We start from the raw sequence: 23,758 nt of genomic DNA on the forward strand, positions 1-23,758 counted from the left end.
TCAGCGCCGGGCCTCAGCGTCCGGCGTCCGGCCCCCTGGTACCGCCGTCGTCCGCCTTCAGGAGCTCCGGGTCGACCTTGCCGGTGCGCAGGCCCGCGCTGCCGACCATGTGCGCGGCCACCGGCGAGGTCATCAGCTGGAAGACCGCGACCAGCACGAGCATGGTCACCGAGCCGCGGTCCTGCAGCCGGAGTGCGACCCCGGTCAGGAGCAGGAGCATGCCGAGCACCTGTGGCTTGGCGACCACGTGCAGCCGCGCGAGCAGGTTGTCGAACCGCACGACACCGACGCCCGCCGAGAACGAGAAGAAGGCGCCGAGCAGCAGACAGATCGCGGCGGCGATATCGGTCACCACGCTCATGATGCCTCCTGGCCCGGCGCGTCCTGGCCCGGAGCATCCTTGCCTCCCGGCGGGTCCGTGGCCTCCGGCCCCGTGCCGTCCGGCCGCCGGCCCTTGGGCGGCTCGACGGCGGCGAAGCGGGCGACGGTCACGGACCCGATGAAGCCCACCATCGACAGCACCACGAGGATCGGCACCGACTCGGTGCGGCGGGACAGCGCGGCCTCGACCGCTATCGCGCCCACGAGCGCCGTGGTCAGCACGTCGAACGCCACCGAGCGGTCCAGCATCGACGGACCGCGCTCCATCCGGACCACGGCGAGCAGGGCGCCCGCGGCGAGCAGCGCCGTGGCGACGATCCCGACGACGAGCATCATGGCTGTCCCTCCTTGCCCGGTGTGGGTACGGGGTGGCCGGGCGCGTCGGCCAATCCGAGCCGGATCAGCTCCGCACGCGTCGCGAAGGCACGCAGCAGGCGCTCCTCGAGGGCTCGCATCGACTCCTGGACACCTTCGGGACCACCCGAACCGGCGAGGTCGAGCACGTGCAGCCGCAGGATCCCGTCGGACCGGTCGAGGTCGACCACCACCGTGCCCGGCACCATCGACGACAGGCCGGCGGTGGTCGCGATGAACAGGTCCGACGTCGAGCGCAGCGGGACCGTCACCAGCCCGCCCCGAGGTGGTGGGCTCGGCCGGACCGCGGTCCACGCCACCTGGAACGACGCGAGCACGAGGTCGCCGACGAACCGGCCGACGAGGCGGGCCAGCGGCCCGGGCCGCAGCGTCCCGGCCGTACCGACGGACGGCAGCGGGAACGCGAGCGCCACCAGCGCGCCGAGCGCCACGCCGGACAGCACGTTCGCCCAGGACAGGTCGCCCCAGAGGAGCACCCAGATCACGGCGCCCACCACCATCGTCGGCCAGAGCGCGGCGAGCCGTCGGGCCCGCCGGCGCCACGGCCGCTCGGACTGCCGCTCGGCGTCGGTCTCGGTACTCGTCATGGCGGTCCTTCCTCCCCGTCGTCGGTCACCTCGTTGGACGTGCCGGTGCCGCGTGGTGCTCCGTCGGGGAACACCGCCTCGACGTAAGAGCGCGCGTCGAGGGCCATGTAGGCCGCCCGCGCCGCGTAGTCGTACAGCGGCCCCGCCGCGACGGTGAGGCTCACGCTCACGGCCACGAGCGCCGCCGTCGGGCCGACCATGCCCCAGGGCAGGGGAGACGGGTCGGGCAGCTTCCGGTCGTCGGGACAGGGCTGCCAGAACGCCTTGTTCCAGGCCCGGACCACCGCGTACAGGGTCAGCAGCGACGTGACCACCGAACCGACCACGAGGGCCCAGGCAAGCCCTGAGCCGTTCAGCACGCCGGCCTCGAGGAGGCCCACCTTGCCCAGGAACCCGGACAGCGGCGGGATGCCCGCGAGGTTCATCGCGGGCACGAAGAACAGGATCGCCAGGCCGGGGGCCAGGGTTGCCAGACCGCCCAGGCGGTCGAGCGACGTCGTCCCGCTGTGCCGCTCGATGAGCCCGACCACCAGGAAGAGCGCCGTCTGCACGGTGATGTGGTGGACCACGTAGAAGATGGCCGCCGCGGTGCTCGCCTGGGTCGCCAGCGCGACGCCGAAGATCATGTAGCCGATATGGCTGACCAGCGTGAACGAGAGCAGACGTTTCACGTCGTCCTGCGCCACCGCGCCCAGGATCCCGACGAGCATCGTGGCGAGCGCCAGGACGAGCAGCACCGCCTCCAGCGTCTCGTCGGGCGGGAAGAGCAGGGTCTGGGTCCGCAGGATGGCGTAGACGCCGACCTTGGTGAGCAGGCCCGCGAACACCGCGGTGACCGGCGCGGGCGCCGTCGGGTAGGAGTCGGGGAGCCATGCGGACAGCGGGAAGATGGCCGCCTTGATCCCGAACGCGAGCAGCAGCAGGGCCTGGATGCCCAGCCGCACGCCGGGATCGATCTCGGGCAGGCGCTCGGCGAGCTGGGCCATGTTCACGGTGCCCGTCGCCGCGTAGACCAGGCCGACGGCGAGCAGGAACACGATAGAGCTGAGCAGTGCGACGACCACGTAGACGCTGCCCGCCCGGATGCGCTCGCTGGTGCCGCCGAGCGTGAGCAGCACGTACGAGGCGGCGAGCAGGATCTCGAACCCGACGTAGAGGTTGAACAGGTCCCCGGCGAGGAAGGCGTCCGCGACGCCCGCCGCCAGGATCAGGAACGTCGGGTGGAAGATCGCGACGGGCAGGACGTCGCGGCGGCCGTCCTCGTCGGCGTCCGGGTCCTGGGCCTCCAGGGCCTTGCGCAGCTCCTCGGCGTCCTTCGAGGCAGGCGCGGTCCGGTCGTTGCTGTCCGCGATGCCCTGCGCCATCGAGTACAGCAGCACGCAGAGCAGCACCACGCTGCTCACCAGCAGCATGAGCGCGGCGAGGGGGTCGGCCACCAGGTTGACGCCGACCGGTGCCGCCCACCCGCCGAGGTCGAGCGCCACCGGCCCGTCGTGCGCCGCGACCACCAGGCCAACGGAGGCCGCCACGACCACCGACAGGGCGACGACCGAGATGATCCGCTGGGCGCGCTGGTACCGGTGCAGCGCCAGGGCCAGCCCTGCCGCGAACAGCGGCACGAGCACCGGCAGCGGCACGAGGGTCTGTACGGTCCACGGGTTCATGAGCCGTCACCCCCGCGGGTCCGTGGATCCACGACGGGGTCGGGGAGCGCCACCTCGTCCCGCGTGGCCACCGCTTCCTCGTCCAGGGTGGTCCCGGACTCCAGGGCGTCGCTGTCGGCGTATGACGGCGCGTCCTCGACGGCGAGCCGGGCGATACGGGTGTCCTCGAGGTCGTCCTGCACCTCGTCGTGGCCGTGCAGCTGCCAGGAGCGGTAGGCCATGGCCAGCACGAAGGCGACCAGCGCGAGCGTGATGACCACGGACGTCAGGATCATCGCCTGCGCCAGCGGGTCGCTCATCGGTTCGCCGGCGTCCGACCCGGTGATCGGCGGCGCACCCGCCCGGCCGCCGGCCAGCAGGATCGCGAGGTTGGTCCCGTTCCCCAGCAGCACGAAGCCGAGCAGGACGCGCGTCAGCGACCGTTCGAGCAGCAGGTACACCCCCGCCGCGAACAGGACGCCGACGGCCAGGAGCAGCGCGCCGGAGGGGACGTTGTCGAGCACGATCATGCGCGGTCACCCCCGGCCCGGTGACCCGCGCGCCCGTGCGAGTCGATGGTGCGGGAGCGCGGTTCGGCCTGCCGGTCGAGCTCGGCGCCGAAGGTGCGCAGGATGTCGATGACCAGGCCGATGACCACGAGGAACACTCCGACGTCGAAGAACAGGCTGGTGACCAGGTGGACGTGGCCCAGCACGGGCAGGTGCAGGTCGAGGATCGTGCTCTCGAGCGCCGCCTGGCCGGCCACCAGCGCGACCAGGCCAACGCCCGCCGACAGGAACAGCCCGGTGCCGAGCACGAGACCGGGGTGCACGGGGGCCGCCTCGCCGAGCTCGTACCGGCCGCCGGCCAGGTAGCGGACGGTCAGCGCCAGCCCGGCGACGAGGCCCGCCGCGAATCCGCCACCCGGCGAGTTGTGCCCGCTGAACAGCAGGAACAGGGCGAACAGGATCATCGGGTGGAACAGCAGGCGGGTGAGCACCTCGAACAGCATCGACCGCTTGCCCGGGTCGAGCGTGGGGCCCGCGAGCAGCCAGGTGCCGGGCCGTACCTGCCGGGTGCCGGCCCGGGCGGTCCGTTCACCCGACTCGCCTTCGCCGGGATCGTCTGCGGGGTCGAGGCGCAGCACGTCGCCGCTGCGCTGGCGCAGGAAGACGAGCGAGGCGACGCCGGTGGCCGCGACGAGCAGCACCGAGATCTCGCCGACGGTGTCCCAGGCCCGGATGTCGACGAGGGTGACGTTGACGATGTTGTGGCCGCCGCCGAACTTCTCGGCCTCCTCGGGGAAGTCGACGGACACCGGCACGTGCAGACGGACGAGCGGCGCGGCCGCGACGAACATCATCACGACCAGGCCGGTGAGCACGCCGATCGCGAGCCGGACCCAGCGGCTGGCCGCCAGCGGCCGGTCCGAGAAGTACGGGGGCAGGCGGCGCAGCACGAGCACCATGACGACGAGCGTCAGGGTCTCGCACAGGACCTGGGTCAGCGCGAGGTCGGGCGCACCGTGCAGCAGGAACAGCGCGGCGTTCCCGTAACCCGCGACGCCGGCGAGGAACACCGCCTTGAGCCGGCGGCGGGCGCGGGCGGCCAGTACCGCGGCCACCACGACCACGAGGACGACGACGAGCTGTGCCGGACGGTCCCACGGAACCACCGCGAACGGCCCGAGGCGGAGGACGTCGTCGCGCCCGGCGGCGTCCGCCACCACTGGCAGCGGCCCGGTCCCGGCCTCGCCCACGAGGCCTGCCGCGAGGGCGATCCCCGGGCCGATCGCGAGCACCAGGAGGATGACGCCGAGGTAGAACGGCAGGGAACCGCGCTGGGTGCCAGCGGTGACGTCGCTCGCGAACCGGTCCAGCGCGCGCATGAGACGCCGGTAGACGACGTCGGCGCCGTCCGGGGACCAGAGCGCCGCCTGCAGCCGCTCGACGCGCTCGCGCTGCCAGAACATCCAGGCGCCCATCAGGAGCACCACGCCGGTGACCGCGAGGACCGGGGTGAAGCCGTCCCAGAGCGTGAGGTGTCCGGGGTCGCCGACCGGATAGGTGTCCGCGTACGGGCCGAGCAGGTCCTGACCGAGATGCGGCACGAGCGCCACCGCGAGGCCCAGGACCGCGAGGACCAGCGGCGGCGCGACCATCCAGAACGGCTGCGGGTGGACGGCGTCCGGCGTCCCGTCCTGATCGGCCTCGCCCTGCTCTGCGCCGCCCCGCTCGGCTCCGGCCGGCAGGCGCGGCTTGAAGGCGCCCCACAGGAACCGGAGCCCGTAGGCCACCGTCAGGGCGGAGCCCACGGCGACCACGGCGATCATGATCGTGCCGAGCAGGTCCCCGTCGTGCGCCCACGCGGCGAGCGCCGCCTCCTTGGCGACGTAGCCGGCGAACGGTGGCAGGCCGATCATCGACGCGGTGGCGAGTGTCGCGGCGAGTGCGGTCACCGGCAGGCGGCGTCCGACCCCCGCGAGCTTGCGCAGGTCGCGTGTGCCTGTCGCCGCGTCGATGACACCGACCACCAGGAACAGCGAGGCCTTGAACAGTGCGTGGGCGCCCAGCAGGGCCAGCCCGGCGAGCGCCGTCGCCCGGGTCCCGTAGCCGAGGAGCAGCGTGAGCAGCCCGAGCTGGGAGACCGTGCCGAACGCGAGGACGAGCTTGAGGTCGTGCTGGCGCAGCGCGCGGTATCCGCCGAGTAGGAGCGTGGCGCCGCCGAGCACGAGCACCACGGTCCGCCAGGCCGCGAGGTCGGAGAAGGCGGGCGCGAACCGTGCGATGAGGTAGATGCCGGCCTTCACCATCGCGGCGGCGTGGAGGTATGCCGAGACGGGTGTGGGGGCGGCCATCGCGGCGGGCAGCCAGAAGTGCGTGGGCACGAGCGCGGACTTGGTGGCCGCCCCGGCCAGCAGGCAGACCACCGCGACGGTGACCGCCGGGCCCGACGGCGGGTCGGCGATGACCGCGGAGACGCTCCAGGTCCCGGCGCTCACCCCGAGGATCACGACGCCGACCAGCATCGCCAGACCACCGGCGGTGGTCACGATCAGCGCCTGCATCGCTGCCCGGCGTGACGACGTGCGGTCCGCGTAGTGGCTGATCAGCAGGTAGGAGAACACGGTGGTGAGCTCCCAGAACACGAACAGCAGGAGCAGGTCGTCGGCGACCACCAGGCCCGCCATCGAGCCGGCGAACGCCACGAGGAAGCCGCTGAACCGGCCGAGACCGCGGGCCTCGCGGGAGAAGTAGGCGCTGCAGTAGAGCATGACCAGGGTGCCCACACCCCCGACCACCAGCAGCATCACCCAGGCCAGGAGATCCAGCCGGAGGTCGATCGCGAGCCCGAGCGCCGGGATCCACCGCAGGTGCTCGGCGGGCGCGTCGCCGCCCAGGACCGTGGTGGCCTGGGCGAGCGCGTAGACCGTCGCCCCTGCCGGGCCGAGGGCGAGCACCCAGAAGGCGCGCCGGCCCAGGGCCGTCACGAGGGCGGGGGCGGCGAGAGCCAGGACCCCGTGGGCAAGCAGTACCAGGAGCACGTCCGGGCCGTCCTGTCAGGGCTCTTCGGCAGGACGTCGTGGCCGGTCTCCCGGGGATTGACCCGGGTAGAGCACGGGACGCCATGCCGCGCGAGCGCGGGCGGGTGGGCGATGCCTGCCACTTTATCCGCTGGTGCGAGAGGGGGCCGAAGAGCGGCCGGCTGGAACCCTTCGGCGTCCGCGGTCGTTACCCCTGGAGCGAACCCACCGGTCCGCCTTCCGTCTTTGGGCCACAGGCGCAGGTTTACGGCCTACGATGGACGACGGCGAAACTTGACGACGACCTGGGAGAACCCGCGTGTCCATCCTCGACAAGGTCCTACGCATAGGCGAAGGACGTGTCCTGAAGAAGCTGCACAACGTGGCTGAGCAGGTCAACCGCTTGGAGCCCAGCTTCGTCGAGCTGAGCGACACCGAGCTGCGTGAGGAGACCGCACGTTTCCGGGAACGCCTGGAGCACGGCGCCACCCTGGACGAGCTCATGCCGGAGGCGTTCGCGGCGATCCGCGAGGCGGCTCACCGCACGCTCGGCCAGCGGCACTTCGACGTACAGATCATGGGTGGTGCGGCGCTGCACCTCGGCAACATCGCCGAGATGCGCACCGGCGAGGGAAAGACGCTGGTGGCCACGACCGCCGCGTACCTCAACGCGCTCTCCGGCGACGGCGTCCACGTGATCACCACCAACGACTACCTGGCCAAGTACCAGGGTGAGCTGATGGGCCGTGTCTTCCGGTTCATGGGCATGACCACCGGGGTGATCCTGTCGGGTCAGACGCCCGCGCAGCGGCGGGAGATGTACGCCGCTGACATCACCTACGGCACGAACAACGAGTTCGGCTTCGACTACCTGCGCGACAACATGGCCTGGTCGGTCGACGACCTGGTGCAGCGCGGGCACAACTTCGCGATCGTCGACGAGGTCGACTCGATCCTCATCGACGAGGCGCGGACGCCGCTGATCATCTCGGGCCCCGCGGCCGGTGACGCGAACCGCTGGTACAACGAGTTCGCCAAGGTGGTGCGGACCCTGCGCGCCAAGACCGGCGAGGCCGACACAACGGCCCACTACGAGGTCGACGAGAAGAAGCGCACCGTCGGTCTGCTCGAGCCGGGTATCGCGAAGGTCGAGGACTACCTCGGCATCGACAACCTCTACGAGTCGCTCAACACGCCGCTGATCGGCTTCCTGAACAACGCGATCAAGGCCAAGGAGCTGTTCAAGCGCGACAAGGACTACGTCGTGCTGAACGGCGAGGTCATGATCGTCGACGAGCACACGGGTCGTATCCTCGCCGGCCGGCGCTACAACGAGGGCATGCACCAGGCCATCGAGGCGAAGGAGGGGGTGGACATCAAGGCGGAGAACCAGACGCTCGCCACGATCACCCTCCAGAACTACTTCCGCCTGTACGGCAAGCTCTCCGGGATGACCGGTACCGCCGAGACCGAGGCCGCCGAGTTCCAGGGCACGTACAAGCTCGGCGTCGTCCCGATCCCGACGAACAAGAACCCGCAGCGCATCGACCAGGCCGACCTCGTCTACAAGAACGAGGACGGCAAGTTCAACGCGGTGGTCGCGGACATCGTCGAGCGGCACGCCTACGGTCAGCCGGTCCTCGTGGGTACCACGAGCGTCGAGAAGTCGGAGCTCCTGAGCGCCAAGCTCAAGAAGGCCGGCGTCCCGCACAACGTGCTGAACGCGAAGGAGCACGAGCGCGAGGCCGCCGTCGTCGCGATGGCTGGCCGCAAGGGCGCCGTCACGGTCGCCACGAACATGGCCGGCCGCGGTACGGACATCATGCTCGGCGGCAACGCCGAGTATCTCGCCGTCACCGACCTCGCCGAGCGGGGTCTCGACCCGGTCGAGACGCCCGACGAGTACGAGGCGGCCTGGCCGCAGGCGCTCGAGAAGGCGAAGGAGCTCGTCGCCGCCGAGCACGACGAGGTCAAGGAGGCAGGTGGCCTCTACGTGCTCGGCACGGAGCGCCACGAGTCCCGCCGTATCGACAACCAGCTGCGTGGCCGTTCCGGCCGTCAGGGCGACCCGGGCGAGTCCCGGTTCTACCTGTCGATGCAGGACGACCTGATGCGGTTGTTCAACTCCGGCCTCGCCGAGTCGATGATGAACCGGGCGGGGTTCCCGGACGACATGCCGCTCGAGTCCAAGATGGTCACGCGCGGCATCATGTCCGCACAGGGCCAGGTGGAGTCGCGCAACTTCGAGATCCGCAAGAACGTCCTGAAGTACGACGACGTCCTCTCGCGTCAGCGCAGCGTCATCTACGCCGAGCGCCTGCGCGTGCTCGAGGGCGAGGACCTGCGCGAGCAGGTGCAGCACTTCCTCACGGACACCATCACGGAGTACGTGACCAACGCGACCTCCGACGGTCCCACCGCCGAGCAGTGGGACCTCGACGCACTGTGGACGGCCCTCAAGGCCGTGTACCCGGTGTCGCTCACGCCCGAGGAGGTGGCAGAGGAGGCCGGCGGTATCGACCGGCTCACCGGCGAGATGCTGTTGGACGAGATCCTGTCCGACGCACGGGTGGCCTACCAGGCGCGCGAGGAAGAGCTCTCGCCGCCGGCCATGCGCCAGCTCGAGCGCCGCGTGGTGCTGTCGGTCCTGGACCGCAAGTGGCGCGAGCACCTCTACGAGATGGACTACCTCAAGGAGGGCATCGGGCTGCGTGCCATGGCGCAGCGCGACCCGCTCGTCGAGTACCAGCGCGAGGGCTTCCAGCTGTTCCAGGCGATGACCGACGCCATCAAGGAGGAGTCGGTCGGCTTCCTGTTCAACCTCGAGGTCACGGTGCAGCAGCCGGATGCGGAGCAGGCGGGGGAGGGTAGCTCGGAGCTGCCCGCCGCCGGCCCGGTGCCGCCGCGCGGCAGGCTCGGCACGGGTCAGCCCGACGCCCCGCCGACCGCGCAGATCCCTGCGGTGCCGCCGGCGGCCGCACCTGCGCAGGACCGGCCGGGTCAGCTCCCGCCGCCGCGGCAGCGCCGTGCGGCGGGTGCCGCGACGGAGCCGATCCTGCTCGCGAAGGGCCTCGACACCCCGAGCCGTCCGCAGTCGCTGACGTACTCGGCACCGAACGAGGACGGCTCCGGCTCGGCGTTCGTGCAGTCGGCCGACGGCGCCCGTCGTCGTGCGGCTCTGCACGGCGAGGCGACTGCCGCCACGAGCGACGGCCGGACGTTCCCCGGAACGCCGCGCAACGCGCAGTGCCCGTGCGGTTCGGGCAAGAAGTACAAGGTCTGCCACGGGGTCAACGAGGTGTAGCTCACCAGCTACCCTCCCCGGGGTCTGTCGAAGTAGAGCGGGTGTCCGAGTCTCCCTGGCGATACCAGGGAGAGTCGGACACCCGCTCTACTTCGACAGACCCCGGGGTGAGACGGGCGGGTCCGTGTGGGTGGCTGCGGTTACCCTGATCGCAACGTCCGGAACTCCCGTGTGGACCTCGCACCGGACCGGACCGTTCCCCGAAGACGAAAGCAGGATCGCTGTGCCTGTGCACGTTCCCGAGCCCGCACGCGGGCTGCGTGTTGCCCTGCTCGGCTGTGGCGTCGTGGGCACGGAGGTGGCCCGGATGCTCCTCGACCAGGGTGCGGATCTCGCTGCCCGTGCCGGTGCCCCGCTGGAGCTCGTCGGGATCGCGGTCCGCGACGTGGACCGTCCCCGCGAGGCCTTCATCCCCCGTGAGCTCCTGACGGAGGACGTGGGCTCGCTGGTGGACGGCGCGGACATCGTCATCGAGGTGATGGGCGGCATCGAGCCCGCGCGCGGCCTGCTGCTGCGTGCCATCGAGAGCGGCGCTGCGGTCGTCACGGCCAACAAGGCGCTGCTGGCCGCCGACGGGCCCACGCTCTACAAGGCTGCCGACTCCGTAGGCGTCGACATCTACTACGAGGCAGCGGTCGCGGGCGCCATCCCCATAGTGCGCCCCGTGCGGGAGTCCCTCGCGGGCGACCACGTGCGCCGTGTCCTCGGCATCGTCAACGGCACCACGAACTACGTGCTCGACCAGATGGCCACGACCGGCCTCGGCCTCGAGGAGGCGGTCAAGCAGGCGCAGGAGCTCGGCTACGCCGAGGCTGACCCGACGGCCGACGTCGAGGGGTACGACGCCGCGGCGAAGGCGGCGATCCTCGCCAGCCTCGCCTTCCACACCCGCGTCTCCGCGGATGACGTCGCCCGCGAGGGCATCACGCGCGTCACCGCCGACGACGTCGCCTGGGCCGCCCGGACGGGTCACGCCCTGAAGCTGCTGGCCATCGCCGAGCAGACCGGCGAGGGTGTCTCCGTGCGGGTGTACCCGGCGCTCGTGCCGCTCGAGCACCCGCTGGCGGGTGTCAAGGGCGCGTTCAACGCGATCTTCGTCGAGGCGGACGCGGCCGGCCCGCTGATGTTCTACGGCCAGGGCGCAGGCGGCCGCCCCACCGCTTCGGCAGTCGTGGGCGACGTCGTCTCGGCGGCGCGCCACCGGGTGCTCGGCGGCAAGGGCCCGCAGGAGTCCACCTATGCGGACCGCCCGCTGCTGCCCGCGGACGCCGCGGTCACGCGCTACCAGGTCCGCCTCCTCGTCGCCGACCTGCCGGGCGTGCTCGCTCAGGTCGCCGGGGTAGTGGGCGACCACGGCGTGTCGATCGACACGATGCGCCAGACTGGGCCCTCCGAGGGCACCGCAGAGCTGCTCCTGACCACCCACGCCGCCCGTGAGGCGTCGCTGGCTGCCACCATCGCGGCGGTGCGCAAGCTCGAACCGGTCCGCGAGATCACGTCCGTCCTGAGAGTCGAAGGCTGAACCCGTGCCTCCTGTGCTGCCTGCTGAACCGAACCTCCCGTCCGCCGCTTCCGGCGCGGCGCCCACGTCGCGCCTCTGGCGCGGCGTGATCGCCGAGTACGCCGACCGCATGCCCGCCCACGTGCAGCAGAAGATCGTGACGCTGGGCGAGGGCGGCACGCCGCTGGTGCCGGCGCCCGCGCTGTCCGAGCGCACCGGTGCGGACGTCTACGTCAAGGTCGAGGGCATGAACCCGACCGGCTCGTTCAAGGACCGTGGCATGACCGCCGCGATCTCCGCGGCGGCCGGGCGCGGCGCCCGGGTCGTGGTGTGCGCTTCGACCGGCAACACGTCGGCCTCGGCCGCCGCGTACGCGACGCGCGCGGGCATGATCTGCGCGGTGCTCGTCCCGGACGGCAAGATCGCCATGGGCAAGCTGAGCCAGGCGGTCGCGCACGGTGCGCGCCTGCTGCAGGTCGACGGCAACTTCGACGACTGCCTCGTGGCGGCCCGCAAGCTCGCGGACACCCACCCGGTGGAGCTCGTGAACTCCGTGAACCCGGACCGCATCGAGGGGCAGAAGACCGCCGCGTTCGAGATCGTGGACGCCCTCGGCGACGCCCCCGACATCCACCTCCTGCCCGTGGGCAACGCGGGCAACATCACCGCGTACTGGAAGGGCTTCCGGGAGTACGCGGAGTCCGGAGCAGCGAGCCGGACGCCGGCGATGTGGGGCTTCCAGGCCGCGGGCGCCGCCCCGATCGTCAAGGGCCACCCGATCGACCAGCCGGACACCATCGCAACGGCCATCCGCATCGGCAACCCCGCCTCCTGGCAGCTCGCCGAGGAAGCAAGGGACACGTCCGGCGGTGTCATCGAGGCCGTGACCGACGAGCAGATCCTCGCGGCACACCGCATCCTCTCCGCCGAGGTGGGCGTGTTCGTGGAGCCCGCCTCCGCGGCGGGCGTCGCGGGCCTCCTCGCGCGGCACGAGCGCGGCCTGGTGCCCGCGGGCGCGCGCATCACGATCACCGTGACCGGCCACGGGCTCAAGGACCCGGGCTGGGCGCTGCGCACGCCCGACGGCGGCGAGGTGGAACCCGTGCGGGTGTCCGCCGACGTCGTCTCGATCGCCGACGCCCTCTCCCTCTGATGCAGCTCGGCGCCGACCACGTGCGGGTCCGGGTGCCCGCCACGAGCGCGAACCTCGGACCTGGGTTCGACTCCCTCGGCCTGGCACTCGCCCTGTACGACGAGGTCGAGGTGCGCCTCGTCGCGAGCGACGATGTAGTGGTGGACGTCCACGGCGAGGGCGCAGGGCAGGTGCCCCTCGGGGAGGACCACCTGGTCGTGCGTGCGCTGCGGCGCACCATGGACCTCGCCGGTGCCGTACCCACCGGGATCCACATGACCTGCCACAACGTGATCCCGCACGGCAGGGGGCTCGGGTCGTCGTCCGCGGCGGTCGTGGCCGGGATCGTCGCGGCGCGGGCCCTCCTGGCCGAGCCGCGGGCCATCGACGCCGCCATGGTGCTGGCGCTGGCCACCGAGTTCGAGGGACACCCGGACAACGCGGCGCCCGCCATCCAGGGCGGTGCCACCGTCGCGTGGACCACCGACGACGGCCCGCGTGCCGTCGGCCTCGACGTCGACCCGACGATCGAGGCCACCGTGCTGGTGCCGGACGCGCGGCTCGCGACGGCCCGAGCACGGGCCGCCCTGCCGGAGCACGTGTCGCACGGCGACGCGGCGTTCACCGCCGGCCGGGCCGCCCTCCTGGTGGAGGCCCTGGCCAGGCGTCCGGAGCTGCTGTTCGACGCCACCGAGGACCGCCTCCACCAGTCCTACCGCGCGGCGGTGCTCGGGGCGTCAAGCGAGCTCCTGCGTGCGCTGCGCGACGCGGGTGTGCCGGCCACCGTCTCGGGTGCGGGTCCGACGGTCCTCGTGCTGGCCGGGCCGGGTCATCGGGAGCGGCGCGACGCGGTCCTCGCGGACCTCGTCGACGAGACCGCCGGGTGGCGGCGACTCACTCCCGGAATCGACATGACCGGCGCGCGTGCCCGGAGGATTTCAGGTAACACGGGTGCGCTATCGTCCGGGTCGTCAGGTGCAACGGGGAGTCAAGTCTTACCAGGATCACCAGCTATACGGGGTGGTAGTATGCAGTGAACCTTCGGGATTGCACGTCCTGAGCCATGGTGGCGAGAATTCGGATTCAACATCGGTTCTTCACCGCCTAAGCCGGCAGAGCTGCTTCACAGAGTCTCAGCCGGTCGGTCGTGCCCGTTGCAGGCCGTGATCAGCGGCCACCGCATCTCGCGAGAAGGCAGACAACGCCCCCGTCAGCCGTCGTCGTCGTACCACGGATGCGAGGTTTTCCGCGTTCCGGCCATTCAGCGCCGGGCGCCCACACATCCCGCGGCCCGCGATCACGCGACAAGCCGCAGTTCGAGGGGGAAGGGTCCTTCGTGACAGACACCACCGAAAACGCTCAGTCAGCCGCCGGCCGCGCAGCCGGGACCGGAGCACTGAGCAGCATGCGCCTCGCCGAGCTCCAGGCACTCGCCGGAGACCTGGGCGTGAAGGGCACTTCCAGGATGCGCAAGAGCGACCTCGTGGACACCATCCGCGAGAAGACGGGCGGCGCGACGAAGCGTCCGGTCCGTGCCGCCTCCGCTACCGAGAAGCCCACCACCAATGACAAGCCTGCCCGCGCCGAGGCGCCGGTCGCCGCCGCCGGGGTCGCCACCTCGAGTGTGCGCGCCGACGCGAACGCGGAGGCTGACAAGGCCGCCCGTCTGGCCGAGCTAGCAGACGCCGTCGCCGCCCCGCGGGAGAGCAGCGGGCGCCGCGCCAGCCGAGGGCAGAGCGCTCCGGACGGGACCGCCGAGAAGTCCGGCGAGGGCCGCAACGCCCGGGCCGGTGCCGGCCGGCAGAACGCCCGCGGCGGCGACCGTGCCAACGTGACCGACCGTGCGAACGAGCGGAGCGACGACCGCGGCAACGCACGCGCCGCTTCCGCCGCAGCTGCCGCAGCCGGTGCCGGTGCCGGTGCCGCCGAGCGGAACAACGAGCGTGCCAACGAGCTCGAAGAGGACCGCAACTCGCGTCGCCGCCGGGGCCGGGACCGGGGTCGCGACCGCAAGCGCGGCCGCGGACGCACGGGCCCGGACGTCGCGGGGCTCGAGAACGTCCCCGAGGTGCGCGAGGACGACGTGCTGCTGCCCGTCGCCGGCATCCTGGACATCCTCGACAACTACGCGTTCGTGCGGACCTCCGGGTACCTGCCGGGCAACAACGACGTCTACGTCTCGCTGAACCAGGTCAAGAAGGCCGGCCTGCGTCGCGGCGACGCCGTCGTGGGCGCAGTGCGCCAGCCGCGCGAGGGCGACGAGCTGCCGACGCAGCAGCCGATCGGGCGCAACGCCAAGGTCAACAAGGTCAACGCCCTGGTGCGCCTCGACTCCGTGAACGGCATGACGCCGGAGGAGGCGCGCGAGCGCCCCGAGTTCACCAAGCTGACGCCGCTGTACCCGCAGGAGCGCCTGCGCCTGGAGAACCCCGAGGCGACCAAGCTCACGCCGCGCGTGATCGACATCGTCGCCCCGATTGGCAAGGGCCAGCGTGGCCTCATCGTCGCCCCGCCCAAGGCCGGCAAGACGCTGATGATGCAGCAGATCGCCAACGCGATCTCGCTCAACAACCCTGAGGTCCACCTCATGGTCGTGCTGGTCGACGAGCGTCCGGAAGAGGTCACCGACTTCGAGCGTTCGGTCAAGGGCGAGGTCATCTCCTCGACGTTCGACCGGCACGCCTCCGACCACACGCTGGTCGCCGAGCTCGCCATCGAGCGGGCCAAGCGCCTCGTGGAGCTGGGCCAGGACGTCGTGGTGCTGCTCGACGGCATCACCCGCCTGTCGCGCGCCTACAACCTGGCCGCCCCGGCGTCGGGCCGGATCCTGTCCGGTGGTGTGGACGCCGCGGCGCTCTACCCGCCCAAGAAGTTCTTCGGCGCCGCCCGCAACATCGAGGACGGCGGCTCGCTGACCATCCTGGCCACCGCCCTGGTCGAGACCGGGTCGAAGATGGACGAGGTGATCTTCGAGGAGTTCAAGGGCACCGGCAACATGGAGCTGCGGCTCTCGCGGTCCCTTGCCGAGAAGCGCATCTTCCCGGCGATCGACGTCAACGGTTCGAGCACCCGGCGCGAGGAGATCCTCATGTCGAAGGACGAGCTCGCGATCGTCTACAAGCTGCGCCGCGTCATGGGCGCGCTCGACCAGACACAGGCCGCCGAGCTCCTGCTCGGACAGCTCCGGAAGACCAAGACCAACGTCGAGTTCCTGCTGCACGTGCAGAAGACGACGCCGGGCGGTCTCACGGAGGACGACAACGTGGGCGAGACCGTCTAGCAGTTCGGTCCGACCTACGTCACACCGCTCTTCCTCGCCCGCACGGGCGAGGAAGTGGCAGAATGACTTGCTGGCTCGCTGGTTCACGTCACTGCTGTTCTGCAGGGCGACCCAGCGGCATCTCACCAAGGAGCAACATGAGGGCTGGAATCCACCCCGAGTACGTCGTCACCGAGGTCACCTGCACCTGCGGTAACACCTTCACGACGCGCAGCACCGAGACGTCCGGCAAGATCAGCGCCGACGTCTGCAGCGCCTGCCACCCGTTCTACACGGGCAAGCAGAAGATCATGGACACCGGTGGCCGCGTGGCCCGGTTCCAGGCGCGCTACGGCAAGAAGGACGCCGACAGCTAGCGACTTCGCAGCGCCGGTGGTCCGGCCCGACAACCTCTCCAGGGGCAGTCGGGTACCGGACCACCGGCGCTGTCGTTTCCCCACAACCTGTTCGCCCCGCCTCGTTGAGTGCGTGATATTCGCCCTCTCGACGCGTGCGAGAGGGCGAATATCCCGCACTCAACGAGCGGTGTACCTAGGAGAGATCGTGACCGAGTCAGCGTTCGCCGGTGTCGGGCCCTTGATCAGCGAGCATGCCGAGATCGAGTCGGCGCTTGCCGACCCCGCCGTGCACGCGGACGCGGGGCGCGCGCGGACCCTTGGCCGGCGGTACGCCGAGCTCAACCAGGTGGTCGGCGCGTACCGCGCCTGGGAGCAGGCGCACGACGACGCCGAGGCCGCCGCCGAGCTGGCCACGGAGGACGCCGCGTTCGCCGAGGAGCTGCCGAGCCTCCGGGCGGCCGAGGCGGTCGCGGAGGAGAAGCTGCGCCGCGTGCTGGTGCCGCGCGACCCGGACGACAGCCGCGACGTCATCCTCGAGATCAAGGCGGGCGAGGGCGGCGAGGAGTCCGCGCTGTTCGCCAGCGACCTCCTGCGCATGTACCTGCGCTACGCGGAGCAGCAGGGCTGGTCGACGCAGCTGCTGGAGGCCACGGCGTCCGACCTGGGCGGCTACAAGGACGTGCAGGTCGCCATCAAGGCGAAGAACGTCCAGGGCCCCGAGGACGGCGTCTGGCACAGCCTCAAGTACGAGGGCGGAGTGCACCGCGTACAGCGCGTGCCGGTCACCGAGTCGCAGGGCCGGATCCACACGTCGGCGGCCGGCGTGCTCGTGTTCCCCGAGGTCGACGACCCGGGCGAGCTCGAGATCGACCAGAACGACCTGCGGATCGACGTCTACCGCTCGTCCGGTCCCGGCGGGCAGTCCGTCAACACCACTGACTCCGCGGTCCGCATCACGCACATCCCCACGGGCATCGTCGTCTCGATGCAGAACGAGAAGTCGCAGCTGCAGAACCGCGAGCAGGCCATGCGCGTGCTCCGCGCCCGGCTGCTCGCCGCGCAGGCGGAGGCCGCGGCGGCGGAGTCCGCGGAGCTGCGCCGCTCGCAGGTCCGCACGGTGGACCGTTCCGAGCGGATCCGGACGTACAACTACCCGGAGAACCGGATAGTGGACCACCGCACCGGGTACAAGGCGTACAACCTCGACCAGGTGCTCGACGGCGACCTCGGTGCCGTCGTGCGGTCGGCGATCGAGGCCGACGAAGCGGCGCGGCTCGCGGTGGCGTCCGGTGTGTGACATCCCGGCGAGGGCAGTGTTGCGTGCTGTATCGCCCGGTGGATTGCCCGCCGGGACGGCTGGGCGGCAGTCTTGGGGTGCAGGGGGAGGAGCGCTGTGAGTACACAGCTGTTGAAGTGGGCCTACGAGGAGCTGGCGGACGCCGGGGTCGCGTCGCCGCAGGCCGACGCCGAGGTGCTGCTGGCGTATGCGCTCGGGGTCGACCGGAGCGAGCTGCGGCGCCTGGCGGTGCTGGGTCGTGAGGTGCCCGACTCCGCTGCAGGCGTCTTCGCCGGGCTCGTCTCCCGGCGAGCCGCCCGCGAGCCCCTGCAGCACCTGACCGGGGTCGCCGCGTTCCGGCACCTCGAGCTCGCGGTAGGCCCAGGGGTCTTCGTGCCGCGCCCCGAGACCGAGGAGGTGGCGCAGGTCGCCATCGACGAGGCGGCCAAGGTCGTCGGCGAGCGGGGGAGCGCCGTCGTCGTCGACCTGTGCACCGGCACCGGGGCGATCGCGCTCGCGGTGGCCACCGAGGTGCCCGGCACGCGGGTGCACGCGGTCGAGCTGGACAAGGACGCGCACGCCTGGGCGGAGCGCAACGTCGACGCCCTGAGCGCCGCGGTCGCGAGCGCGAGTGCCGGCACGACGGAAGGCACTAAGGAAGGCACCGAGCCCGGCACGCCACCGGAGCGGATAGTGCGCCTCGTCAAGGGCGATGCCCGCACCGCGCTCTACGGCATCGACGGGCTGGCCGACGTCGTCGTCTCGAACCCGCCGTACGTGCCGTCGGACGCCGTGCCCGTGGATCCCGAGGTCGCGGAGCACGACCCCGCCGTCGCGCTGTACGGGCTGGGACCGGACGGGCTGGAGGTGCCGCGGGGCATCACGGACGCCGCGGCACGGCTGCTGCGACCCGGCGGGCTGTACGTCATGGAGCATGCGGAGGTCCAGGCGGAGGCGGCGCGCGACATGGTCGTCGCGGCCCGCGACGCCGACGGCCGGCCGGTGTTCGGCGAGCCCGAGACCCGCAAGGACCTGACGGGTAGGCACCGCATGGTGGTCGCGCGCCGCCTGTGGCCAGAGCGCAGCACAGGTCCCGGGCGATGAAGGTATCGCCTGGGGCGTCAGGGAGCCCCCGGATCGTGAAAGACTGTTCCGCGTGAGTGTGCCTGTGCAGCCCGTGCTCGACGCCACCGACCCGCAGACCTGGGGCCCGGCGATCGACGAGGCGGTGAATGCGATCTCCCGTGGGGGCCTCGTGGTCCTCCCCACCGACACCGTGTACGGCATCGCTGCCGACGCGTTCGACGAGGCGGCCGTCGCCGCGCTCCTCGCGGCCAAGGGTCGCGGCCGGCAGATGCCGCCGCCGGTCCTGGTGGGCGAGGTGGCGACCCTCGACGGCCTGGCCATCGACGTGCCCGACGACGCCCGCAAGCTCGTCGAAGCGTTCTGGCCCGGCGGTTTCACGATCATCCTGCGCGCGCAGCCGTCGCTGCAGTGGGACCTCGGCGACACGGGCGGCACGGTAGCCCTGCGGATGCCGGACCACCCCGCGGCCCTCGCCCTGCTCAAGCGCACCGGCCCGCTCGCCGTCTCCAGCGCGAACAAGTCGGGCAGCCCGGCCGCGCAGGACGTCGCGGACGCCGAGCTTCAGCTCGGCGGCTCGGTCGCGGTCTACCTCGACGGGGGCGAGGCGCCGGGTGGCGTCGCCTCCACGATCGTGGACGCGACGGGCCCGGTGCTGCGCGTCGTGCGCGAGGGCGCCGTGTCGCTCGAAGCGCTGCGTGCGGTCGCCGACGTCGAAGGACCACAGGTGTCGCCCGAGGACGACCCGAGCGCTCCCCCGGCCGGTGCCGCGGAGGACGACGAGTGAGGGTGTACCTGCTCCTGATGCTCGTGGCCGCTGCGGTCACGTTCCTGACCACGCCCTTTGCCCGCTGGGTAGCCATGAGGACCTCGGCCATCTCCGCCGTGCGGGCGCGCGACGTGCACTCCGTGCCGACACCGCGCCTCGGCGGGCTCGCCATGCTGATCGGCATCGTCGTGCCGATGCTGCTGGCCTCGCAGATGCCGTTCCTGTCCGGGGTGTTCGACGATCCCCAGGTGTGGGGCATCGTCGGCGGCGCCGCCATCGTGTGCGCGCTCGGCTGGGCCGACGACAAGTGGGACCTCGACTGGATGACCAAGCTCGCGGGCCAGGTCCTGGCCGCCGGCTTCATGGCGCTGCAGGGCGTCCAGCTCATCACGATGCCGATCGCGGGCGTGACCATCACGTCGTCGCGCATGTCGCTCGTGGTGACCGTGCTGATCATCGTCATCGCGATGAACGCGGTGAACTTCGTGGACGGCCTCGACGGGCTGGCCGCCGGCATCGTCGCGATCGGCGGCACCGCGTTCTTCCTGTATACGTACGGGCTCACCCAGCAGGTCTCGGCGGACGACTACGCGACGCTGCCCTCGGTCGTCCTCGCCGTGGTGGTGGGCGTGTGCATAGGCTTCCTGCCGCACAACTTCCACCCGGCGCACATCTTCATGGGCGACGCCGGTTCGATGCTGATCGGCCTGGTGATGGCGGGTGCGGCGATCAGCGTCACCGGCAACATCCCGCCGGGCATCATGACCGGCGCCCAGGCGCTACCCGCCTTCATCCCGCTGCTGCTTCCGGTGGCGGTGCTCATGCTGCCGCTGCTCGACATGGGACTGGCCGTCATCCGGCGGCTCGCCGCGGGCAAGTCGCCGATGGCACCTGACCGTATGCACCTGCACCACCGGATGCTGGCCCTCGGTCATTCCCACCGCCGTGCAGTGGTGATCCTGTACGTGTGGACCGCCGTGTTCGCGTTCAGCGCCGCGGCGCTCGTGCGGTGGGACTGGGAGGTCGTGCTGATCTGGACCACCGTGTTCGTGGTGCTCGCGCTGCTGGCCACCCTTGGCCCGCTGCGCCACCGCGGCCGCTTCCTGGACGACGACGTCGCCGCGCTCTCGGGCCAGACGCCGAAGGTCCCCGCAGCCGTCGGGGCCGCTGCCGCCGCAGGGGTCGGGCTCGAGGCCAAGGTGCCGGTCCAGGTCGTCGTCCCGCAGCTCGTCGCTCCGCAGGGCGGGTCCCGCCCGAGCGCCGCTTCCCAGGGCACCGCTCACCACAGTGTCGTGTCCAAGACCAAGGAGACCATCGAATGACCGAGCAGGTACCTGACGCACCCAGCGCCCCCCGGGGCGCTGCCGAGCGGGCGGTGCTGCGCACGGCCCTGCGCGACTGCCTGATCCTCGTGGCAGGGCTCGCGGTCCTTGGCTCGCTGGTCGGCCTCGTGGTCGCGGGACAGCCGGGGCTCTGGGGCGCCCTGATCGGCGCCGCGCTCGCCGCGTTCTTCTGCGCGACGACCGTGTGGTCGATGATCTACACGGTCGGCAAGGGCGCGACCGCGATGGGCGCCGTGGTGATGGGCAGCTGGATCGCCAAGATGGTGGTCCTCGTCGCCGTCCTCGCCGTACTGACCCGGTTCGACTTCTACGACCGCGTGGTCCTGTTCGTGGTGCTTCTGCTCGGGGCAGTGGGGTCGGCACTGCTTGACTATCGCGCGGTCAAGAACGGTCGGGTCCCGTACGTCGAGCCCGAAGCAGGGGCCTGACGCGCCATTCGGCGCGGACACGACCCGGCGCACGATTGCGCAATAAGTCACAAGGCGCCGTGCCATGCGGTTATCCGGCCAATTCCGGGTGCGGCATAGGTTAGGCTTACGACTGAATCCATGACGGCCAGGCCCGATGGCGCGCCCGTTCCGCCCCTTTGCGGTGACGCGCGCTGGGCCTAATGACCACCTGGGAGTCCTCCTGTCCACGTATGCGACGTCCGTAATCCTCGCCGCCACTGAAGGCCACGAGGGTGAGGGCGGCTTCCACACGCCGTCGATCTCCGACTTCTTCCCGTCGGCCATCCTCTTCGAGGGCACTGTCTTCCAGATCGATCGCATCTGGATCATCCGGATCATCGCCACCCTGGTGCTGCTGTCGGTCTTCGTGATCGCCGCTCGCCGGGCCAAGGTGGTGCCGGGACGGTTCCAGGCAGGTGTCGAATACCTGCTGAGCTTCGTCCGGGTGCAGATCGGCGAAGAGATCCTGGGCAAGGAGAACGCGAAGCGTTTCGTGCCCATGCTCACGACCATCTTTCTCTCGATCCTGGCGTTCAACGTCACGAGCGTGATCCCAGGCCTGAACCTGGCGGGCACCTCGCGGATCGGCATCCCGCTGCTCCTGGCGCTGTGGGTGTTCGTCACCTACTGGGCCGTCGGCATCCGCAAGCACGGCCTGGGTGGGTACCTCAAGGCGAACCTGTTCCCGCCGGGGGTGCCGTGGCCGATCTACTTCATCCTGACCCCGATCGAGCTGCTGCAGCTCCTGATCATCCGGCCGGGCTCGCTGGCGGTCCGACTGGTGGCCAACATGGTCGCCGGTCACATCATGCTGGTGCTCTGCTTCGCCGCGACGCAGTTCTTCGTCGTGGACTCGGCGGGCACGGGTCTGATGGCTTTCGGGGTGCTCACGCTCCCGGCAGGCATCTTCGTGACCCTGTTCGAACTTCTGGTCGCATTCCTGCAGGCGTACATCTTCGCGCTGCTGGCCGCGGTCTACATCAACATGTCGCTGGAGGAGGAGCACTGATTGCTCCTCCGGGCGGCGCTTAACGGCTTCACCTGGAAAACCCGCGACGGGCGCACCAGCGCCTTCGCACACCATGCGACGCCGAACCGTCCGGTTCGGCGCCCAACGGAAGGAAGACGCAAGTGGACGTCACCACTCTCGCCGAGGTCACCGGTAACCTGAACGCTGTCGGTTACGGCCTCGCCGCCACCGGCCCTGGTATCGGTCTCGGTATCCTCATCGGTAAGACGATCGAGGGCATGGCTCGCCAGCCCGAGGTCGCCGGCCAGCTCCGCGCCACCATGTTCCTGGGTGTCGCGTTCGTCGAGGTGCTCGCGCTGCTCGGCCTGGTCGCTGGCTTCCTCTTCCCCGCCGCGTGATGGCTGCGCTCCCGGGCGCTGCCGGTGTCGTGGTAGCGCAGACGGAGGAAGGGCCTGCGGGTATCGACCTGTTCCTGCCCGCCTCGTACGACCTGGTGTGGTCGACCGTGGTCCTCGTGATCATCGCGGCGGCGTTCTACAAGCTCGTGCTGCCCCAGATGAACAAGGTGCTCGACGAGCGCTCCGCCCTCATCGAGGGCGGTATCGAAAAGGCTGAGGCAGCCCAGAAGCAGGCCGACGAGGCCCTGGCGCAGCAGCAGCAGCTGCTCGCCGAGGCCCGTGCCGACGCCGCGCAGGTCCGTGAGGAGGCGCGTGCCGAGGGCACCGCCATCATCAAGGAGCTCAAGGTCAAGGCGAGCGAGGAGGCGGAGCGCATCACCGAGACCGCCCGTCGCCAGATCGAGGCCGACCGACAGGCCGCGTCCGTGTCCCTGCGCAACGAGGTCGGCGCGCTCGCGACCGACCTGGCGTCGAAGATCGTGGGCGAGTCCCTCGAGGACTCGGCCCGTCAGTCGCGCGTGGTGGACCGCTTCCTCGACGAGCTCGAGGCAAGCCAGGCCGTGGCAAGCAACAAGGAGGCGTGATGCGGGGATCGAGCGGGGCATCGCTGACGGCGGCGCAGGAGCGCTTCGAACCGGTGCTGCGTGCCGCAGGTGCGGACGCACTGACGCTGGGTGAGCAGCTGCTCACCCTGGTGTCGGCGCTGGACGACTCCGCTGCGCTGCGCCGCTCGCTCGCCGACCCCTCCCGCGAGGGCGAGGCAAAGGCCGGCCTGGTGGCCGACCTGCTGAGCGACTTCGACGAGCGCGTGGTCGACCTGGTGTCCGGACTCGTCCGGTCACGCTGGGCGAGCGACGCGGACCTGGCCGACGCCATCGAGCGTCTCGGTGTGGACGCCGTGCTGGCTTCCGCCGAGGCGCGCGGGGCGCTCGAGACGGTGGAGGACGAGCTGTTCCGGGTCACCCGGTCGCTCGGCGGCCAGCGTGAGGCCAAGCAGGTCCTCTCGGACAACACCACCGCTCCCGCGCGCCGGGTGGCGCTCGTGGACGCGCTGGTCGGCGGCAAGGTCGACACCGTGACCCAGAGCCTGGCCAGGCGGGCGACGTCGTCGCCGCGCGGCCGTCGCTTCGTGCAGACGCTCGGTTGGTTCGGCGAGGTCGCGGCGGAGCGTCGCAAGCGCCTCGTCGCCTCCGTGACGAGCGCGACGGTGCTCACCCGCGAGCAGGAGCAGCGCCTCGGTGCGCTGCTCGAGCGCTCGTACGGGAAGCCCGTGCAGCTGAACGTCACCGTGGACCCGGCAATCGTCGGGGGCATGCGCATCCAGGTCGGCGCGGACGTCGTCGACTCCACTGTCCTGTCGCGCCTTGCTGACGCCTCGCGTCGTCTGGCCGGCTGAATACGTGAAC

Annotated in this window: 21 protein-coding genes; 15 read left to right on the top strand and 6 right to left on the bottom strand. The window is 71.1% G+C overall.

Going from position 1 to position 23,758, the window contains the following annotated elements:
• Positions 1–13: 13 nt before the first annotated feature.
• The 6 genes from mnhG to AB0F70_RS14595 are packed head-to-tail and all read right to left on the bottom strand — an operon-like array spanning position 14 to position 6,530.
• On the bottom strand, positions 14–361 hold the full coding sequence (gene mnhG, locus AB0F70_RS14570; RefSeq protein ID WP_357449127.1) for a monovalent cation/H(+) antiporter subunit G: 348 nt from the start codon (positions 359–361) through the stop codon (positions 14–16).
• The gene (locus AB0F70_RS14575; protein ID WP_357449129.1) at positions 358–717 is read right to left on the bottom strand and encodes an MrpF/PhaF family protein; all 360 of its coding nucleotides are present in this window, start codon (positions 715–717) and stop codon (positions 358–360) included. Before AB0F70_RS14575 ends, mnhG begins: the two co-directional genes overlap by 4 nt.
• Positions 714–1,343 (bottom strand): Na+/H+ antiporter subunit E, encoded by a 630-nt coding sequence (locus tag AB0F70_RS14580; RefSeq protein WP_357449131.1) that lies wholly within the window; start codon positions 1,341–1,343, stop codon positions 714–716. The genes AB0F70_RS14575 and AB0F70_RS14580 overlap by 4 nt, the downstream gene beginning before the upstream one ends.
• Positions 1,340–3,007 (bottom strand): Na+/H+ antiporter subunit D, encoded by a 1,668-nt coding sequence (locus AB0F70_RS14585; protein ID WP_357449133.1) that lies wholly within the window; start codon positions 3,005–3,007, stop codon positions 1,340–1,342. The genes AB0F70_RS14580 and AB0F70_RS14585 overlap by 4 nt, the downstream gene beginning before the upstream one ends.
• Complete coding sequence (locus AB0F70_RS14590; protein ID WP_357449135.1) at positions 3,004–3,516, bottom strand: Na(+)/H(+) antiporter subunit C; 513 nt, start codon at positions 3,514–3,516, stop codon at positions 3,004–3,006. Before AB0F70_RS14590 ends, AB0F70_RS14585 begins: the two co-directional genes overlap by 4 nt.
• Positions 3,513–6,530, bottom strand: a complete 3,018-nt coding sequence (locus AB0F70_RS14595) for a Na+/H+ antiporter subunit A (protein ID WP_357449137.1) — start codon at positions 6,528–6,530, stop codon at positions 3,513–3,515. Before AB0F70_RS14595 ends, AB0F70_RS14590 begins: the two co-directional genes overlap by 4 nt.
• A 298-nt stretch (positions 6,531–6,828) precedes the next feature.
• On the opposite strand from AB0F70_RS14595, the gene secA reads away from it, so the two are divergent.
• From secA to AB0F70_RS14670, 15 genes are all read left to right on the top strand, one after another.
• The gene (gene secA / locus AB0F70_RS14600) at positions 6,829–9,813 is read left to right on the top strand and encodes a preprotein translocase subunit SecA (protein ID WP_357449139.1); all 2,985 of its coding nucleotides are present in this window, start codon (positions 6,829–6,831) and stop codon (positions 9,811–9,813) included.
• Positions 9,814–10,042: 229 nt separating this feature from the next.
• Positions 10,043–11,335 carry a homoserine dehydrogenase gene (locus AB0F70_RS14605; RefSeq protein WP_357449218.1) on the top strand — a complete coding sequence of 431 codons (1,293 nt, stop codon included), beginning with the start codon at positions 10,043–10,045 and terminating at the stop codon, positions 11,333–11,335.
• Positions 11,336–11,351: 16 nt separating this feature from the next.
• Positions 11,352–12,467 carry a threonine synthase gene (gene thrC, locus AB0F70_RS14610; protein ID WP_357449220.1) on the top strand — a complete coding sequence of 372 codons (1,116 nt, stop codon included), beginning with the start codon at positions 11,352–11,354 and terminating at the stop codon, positions 12,465–12,467.
• Positions 12,467–13,483 carry a homoserine kinase gene (gene thrB, locus AB0F70_RS14615; RefSeq protein ID WP_357449141.1) on the top strand — a complete coding sequence of 339 codons (1,017 nt, stop codon included), beginning with the start codon at positions 12,467–12,469 and terminating at the stop codon, positions 13,481–13,483. The genes thrC and thrB overlap by 1 nt, the downstream gene beginning before the upstream one ends.
• Before the next feature lie 299 nt (positions 13,484–13,782).
• The gene (gene rho / locus AB0F70_RS14620) at positions 13,783–15,726 is read left to right on the top strand and encodes a transcription termination factor Rho (protein WP_357449143.1); all 1,944 of its coding nucleotides are present in this window, start codon (positions 13,783–13,785) and stop codon (positions 15,724–15,726) included.
• Positions 15,727–15,863: 137 nt separating this feature from the next.
• Positions 15,864–16,082, top strand: coding sequence for a 50S ribosomal protein L31 (rpmE, locus tag AB0F70_RS14625; RefSeq protein WP_116676698.1), 219 nt, complete (start codon positions 15,864–15,866; stop codon positions 16,080–16,082).
• A gap of 187 nt (positions 16,083–16,269) precedes the next feature.
• Complete coding sequence (gene prfA / locus AB0F70_RS14630) at positions 16,270–17,361, top strand: peptide chain release factor 1 (protein WP_357449146.1); 1,092 nt, start codon at positions 16,270–16,272, stop codon at positions 17,359–17,361.
• Positions 17,362–17,457: 96 nt separating this feature from the next.
• A complete protein-coding gene (prmC, locus tag AB0F70_RS14635; protein WP_357449148.1) occupies positions 17,458–18,444 on the top strand; it encodes a peptide chain release factor N(5)-glutamine methyltransferase in 987 nt (328 codons plus the stop codon).
• A gap of 52 nt (positions 18,445–18,496) precedes the next feature.
• On the top strand, positions 18,497–19,210 hold the full coding sequence (locus AB0F70_RS14640) for an L-threonylcarbamoyladenylate synthase (protein ID WP_357449150.1): 714 nt from the start codon (positions 18,497–18,499) through the stop codon (positions 19,208–19,210).
• On the top strand, positions 19,207–20,514 hold the full coding sequence (locus AB0F70_RS14645) for an MraY family glycosyltransferase (protein WP_357449152.1): 1,308 nt from the start codon (positions 19,207–19,209) through the stop codon (positions 20,512–20,514). The genes AB0F70_RS14640 and AB0F70_RS14645 overlap by 4 nt, the downstream gene beginning before the upstream one ends.
• Complete coding sequence (locus AB0F70_RS14650; RefSeq protein ID WP_357449154.1) at positions 20,511–20,963, top strand: hypothetical protein; 453 nt, start codon at positions 20,511–20,513, stop codon at positions 20,961–20,963. Before AB0F70_RS14645 ends, AB0F70_RS14650 begins: the two co-directional genes overlap by 4 nt.
• Before the next feature lie 136 nt (positions 20,964–21,099).
• Positions 21,100–21,993, top strand: coding sequence for a F0F1 ATP synthase subunit A (gene atpB, locus AB0F70_RS14655; RefSeq protein WP_357449156.1), 894 nt, complete (start codon positions 21,100–21,102; stop codon positions 21,991–21,993).
• Between the two features lie 122 nt (positions 21,994–22,115).
• Positions 22,116–22,352, top strand: a complete 237-nt coding sequence (locus AB0F70_RS14660) for an ATP synthase F0 subunit C (protein ID WP_119142629.1) — start codon at positions 22,116–22,118, stop codon at positions 22,350–22,352.
• Positions 22,352–22,936, top strand: a complete 585-nt coding sequence (locus AB0F70_RS14665) for a F0F1 ATP synthase subunit B (protein WP_357449159.1) — start codon at positions 22,352–22,354, stop codon at positions 22,934–22,936. The genes AB0F70_RS14660 and AB0F70_RS14665 overlap by 1 nt, the downstream gene beginning before the upstream one ends.
• The gene (locus AB0F70_RS14670; RefSeq protein ID WP_357449161.1) at positions 22,936–23,748 is read left to right on the top strand and encodes a F0F1 ATP synthase subunit delta; all 813 of its coding nucleotides are present in this window, start codon (positions 22,936–22,938) and stop codon (positions 23,746–23,748) included. Before AB0F70_RS14665 ends, AB0F70_RS14670 begins: the two co-directional genes overlap by 1 nt.
• Positions 23,749–23,758 lie beyond the last annotated feature (10 nt).

Source organism: Promicromonospora sp. NPDC023805 (assembly GCF_040639635.1).
Classification (GTDB): domain Bacteria; phylum Actinomycetota; class Actinomycetes; order Actinomycetales; family Cellulomonadaceae; genus Promicromonospora.

Coding starts and splice junctions, on each gene's coding strand:
- mnhG (WP_357449127.1), bottom strand. CDS start 361: ATGAGCGTGGTGACCGATATCGCCGCCGCGATCTGTCTGCTGCTCGGC.
- AB0F70_RS14575 (WP_357449129.1), bottom strand. CDS start 717: ATGATGCTCGTCGTCGGGATCGTCGCCACGGCGCTGCTCGCCGCGGGC.
- AB0F70_RS14580 (WP_357449131.1), bottom strand. CDS start 1,343: ATGACGAGTACCGAGACCGACGCCGAGCGGCAGTCCGAGCGGCCGTGG.
- AB0F70_RS14585 (WP_357449133.1), bottom strand. CDS start 3,007: ATGAACCCGTGGACCGTACAGACCCTCGTGCCGCTGCCGGTGCTCGTG.
- AB0F70_RS14590 (WP_357449135.1), bottom strand. CDS start 3,516: ATGATCGTGCTCGACAACGTCCCCTCCGGCGCGCTGCTCCTGGCCGTC.
- thrB (WP_357449141.1), top strand. CDS start 12,467: ATGCAGCTCGGCGCCGACCACGTGCGGGTCCGGGTGCCCGCCACGAGC.
- rpmE (WP_116676698.1), top strand. CDS start 15,864: ATGAGGGCTGGAATCCACCCCGAGTACGTCGTCACCGAGGTCACCTGC.
- AB0F70_RS14650 (WP_357449154.1), top strand. CDS start 20,511: ATGACCGAGCAGGTACCTGACGCACCCAGCGCCCCCCGGGGCGCTGCC.
- atpB (WP_357449156.1), top strand. CDS start 21,100: ATGGCGCGCCCGTTCCGCCCCTTTGCGGTGACGCGCGCTGGGCCTAAT.
- AB0F70_RS14665 (WP_357449159.1), top strand. CDS start 22,352: ATGGCTGCGCTCCCGGGCGCTGCCGGTGTCGTGGTAGCGCAGACGGAG.
- AB0F70_RS14670 (WP_357449161.1), top strand. CDS start 22,936: ATGCGGGGATCGAGCGGGGCATCGCTGACGGCGGCGCAGGAGCGCTTC.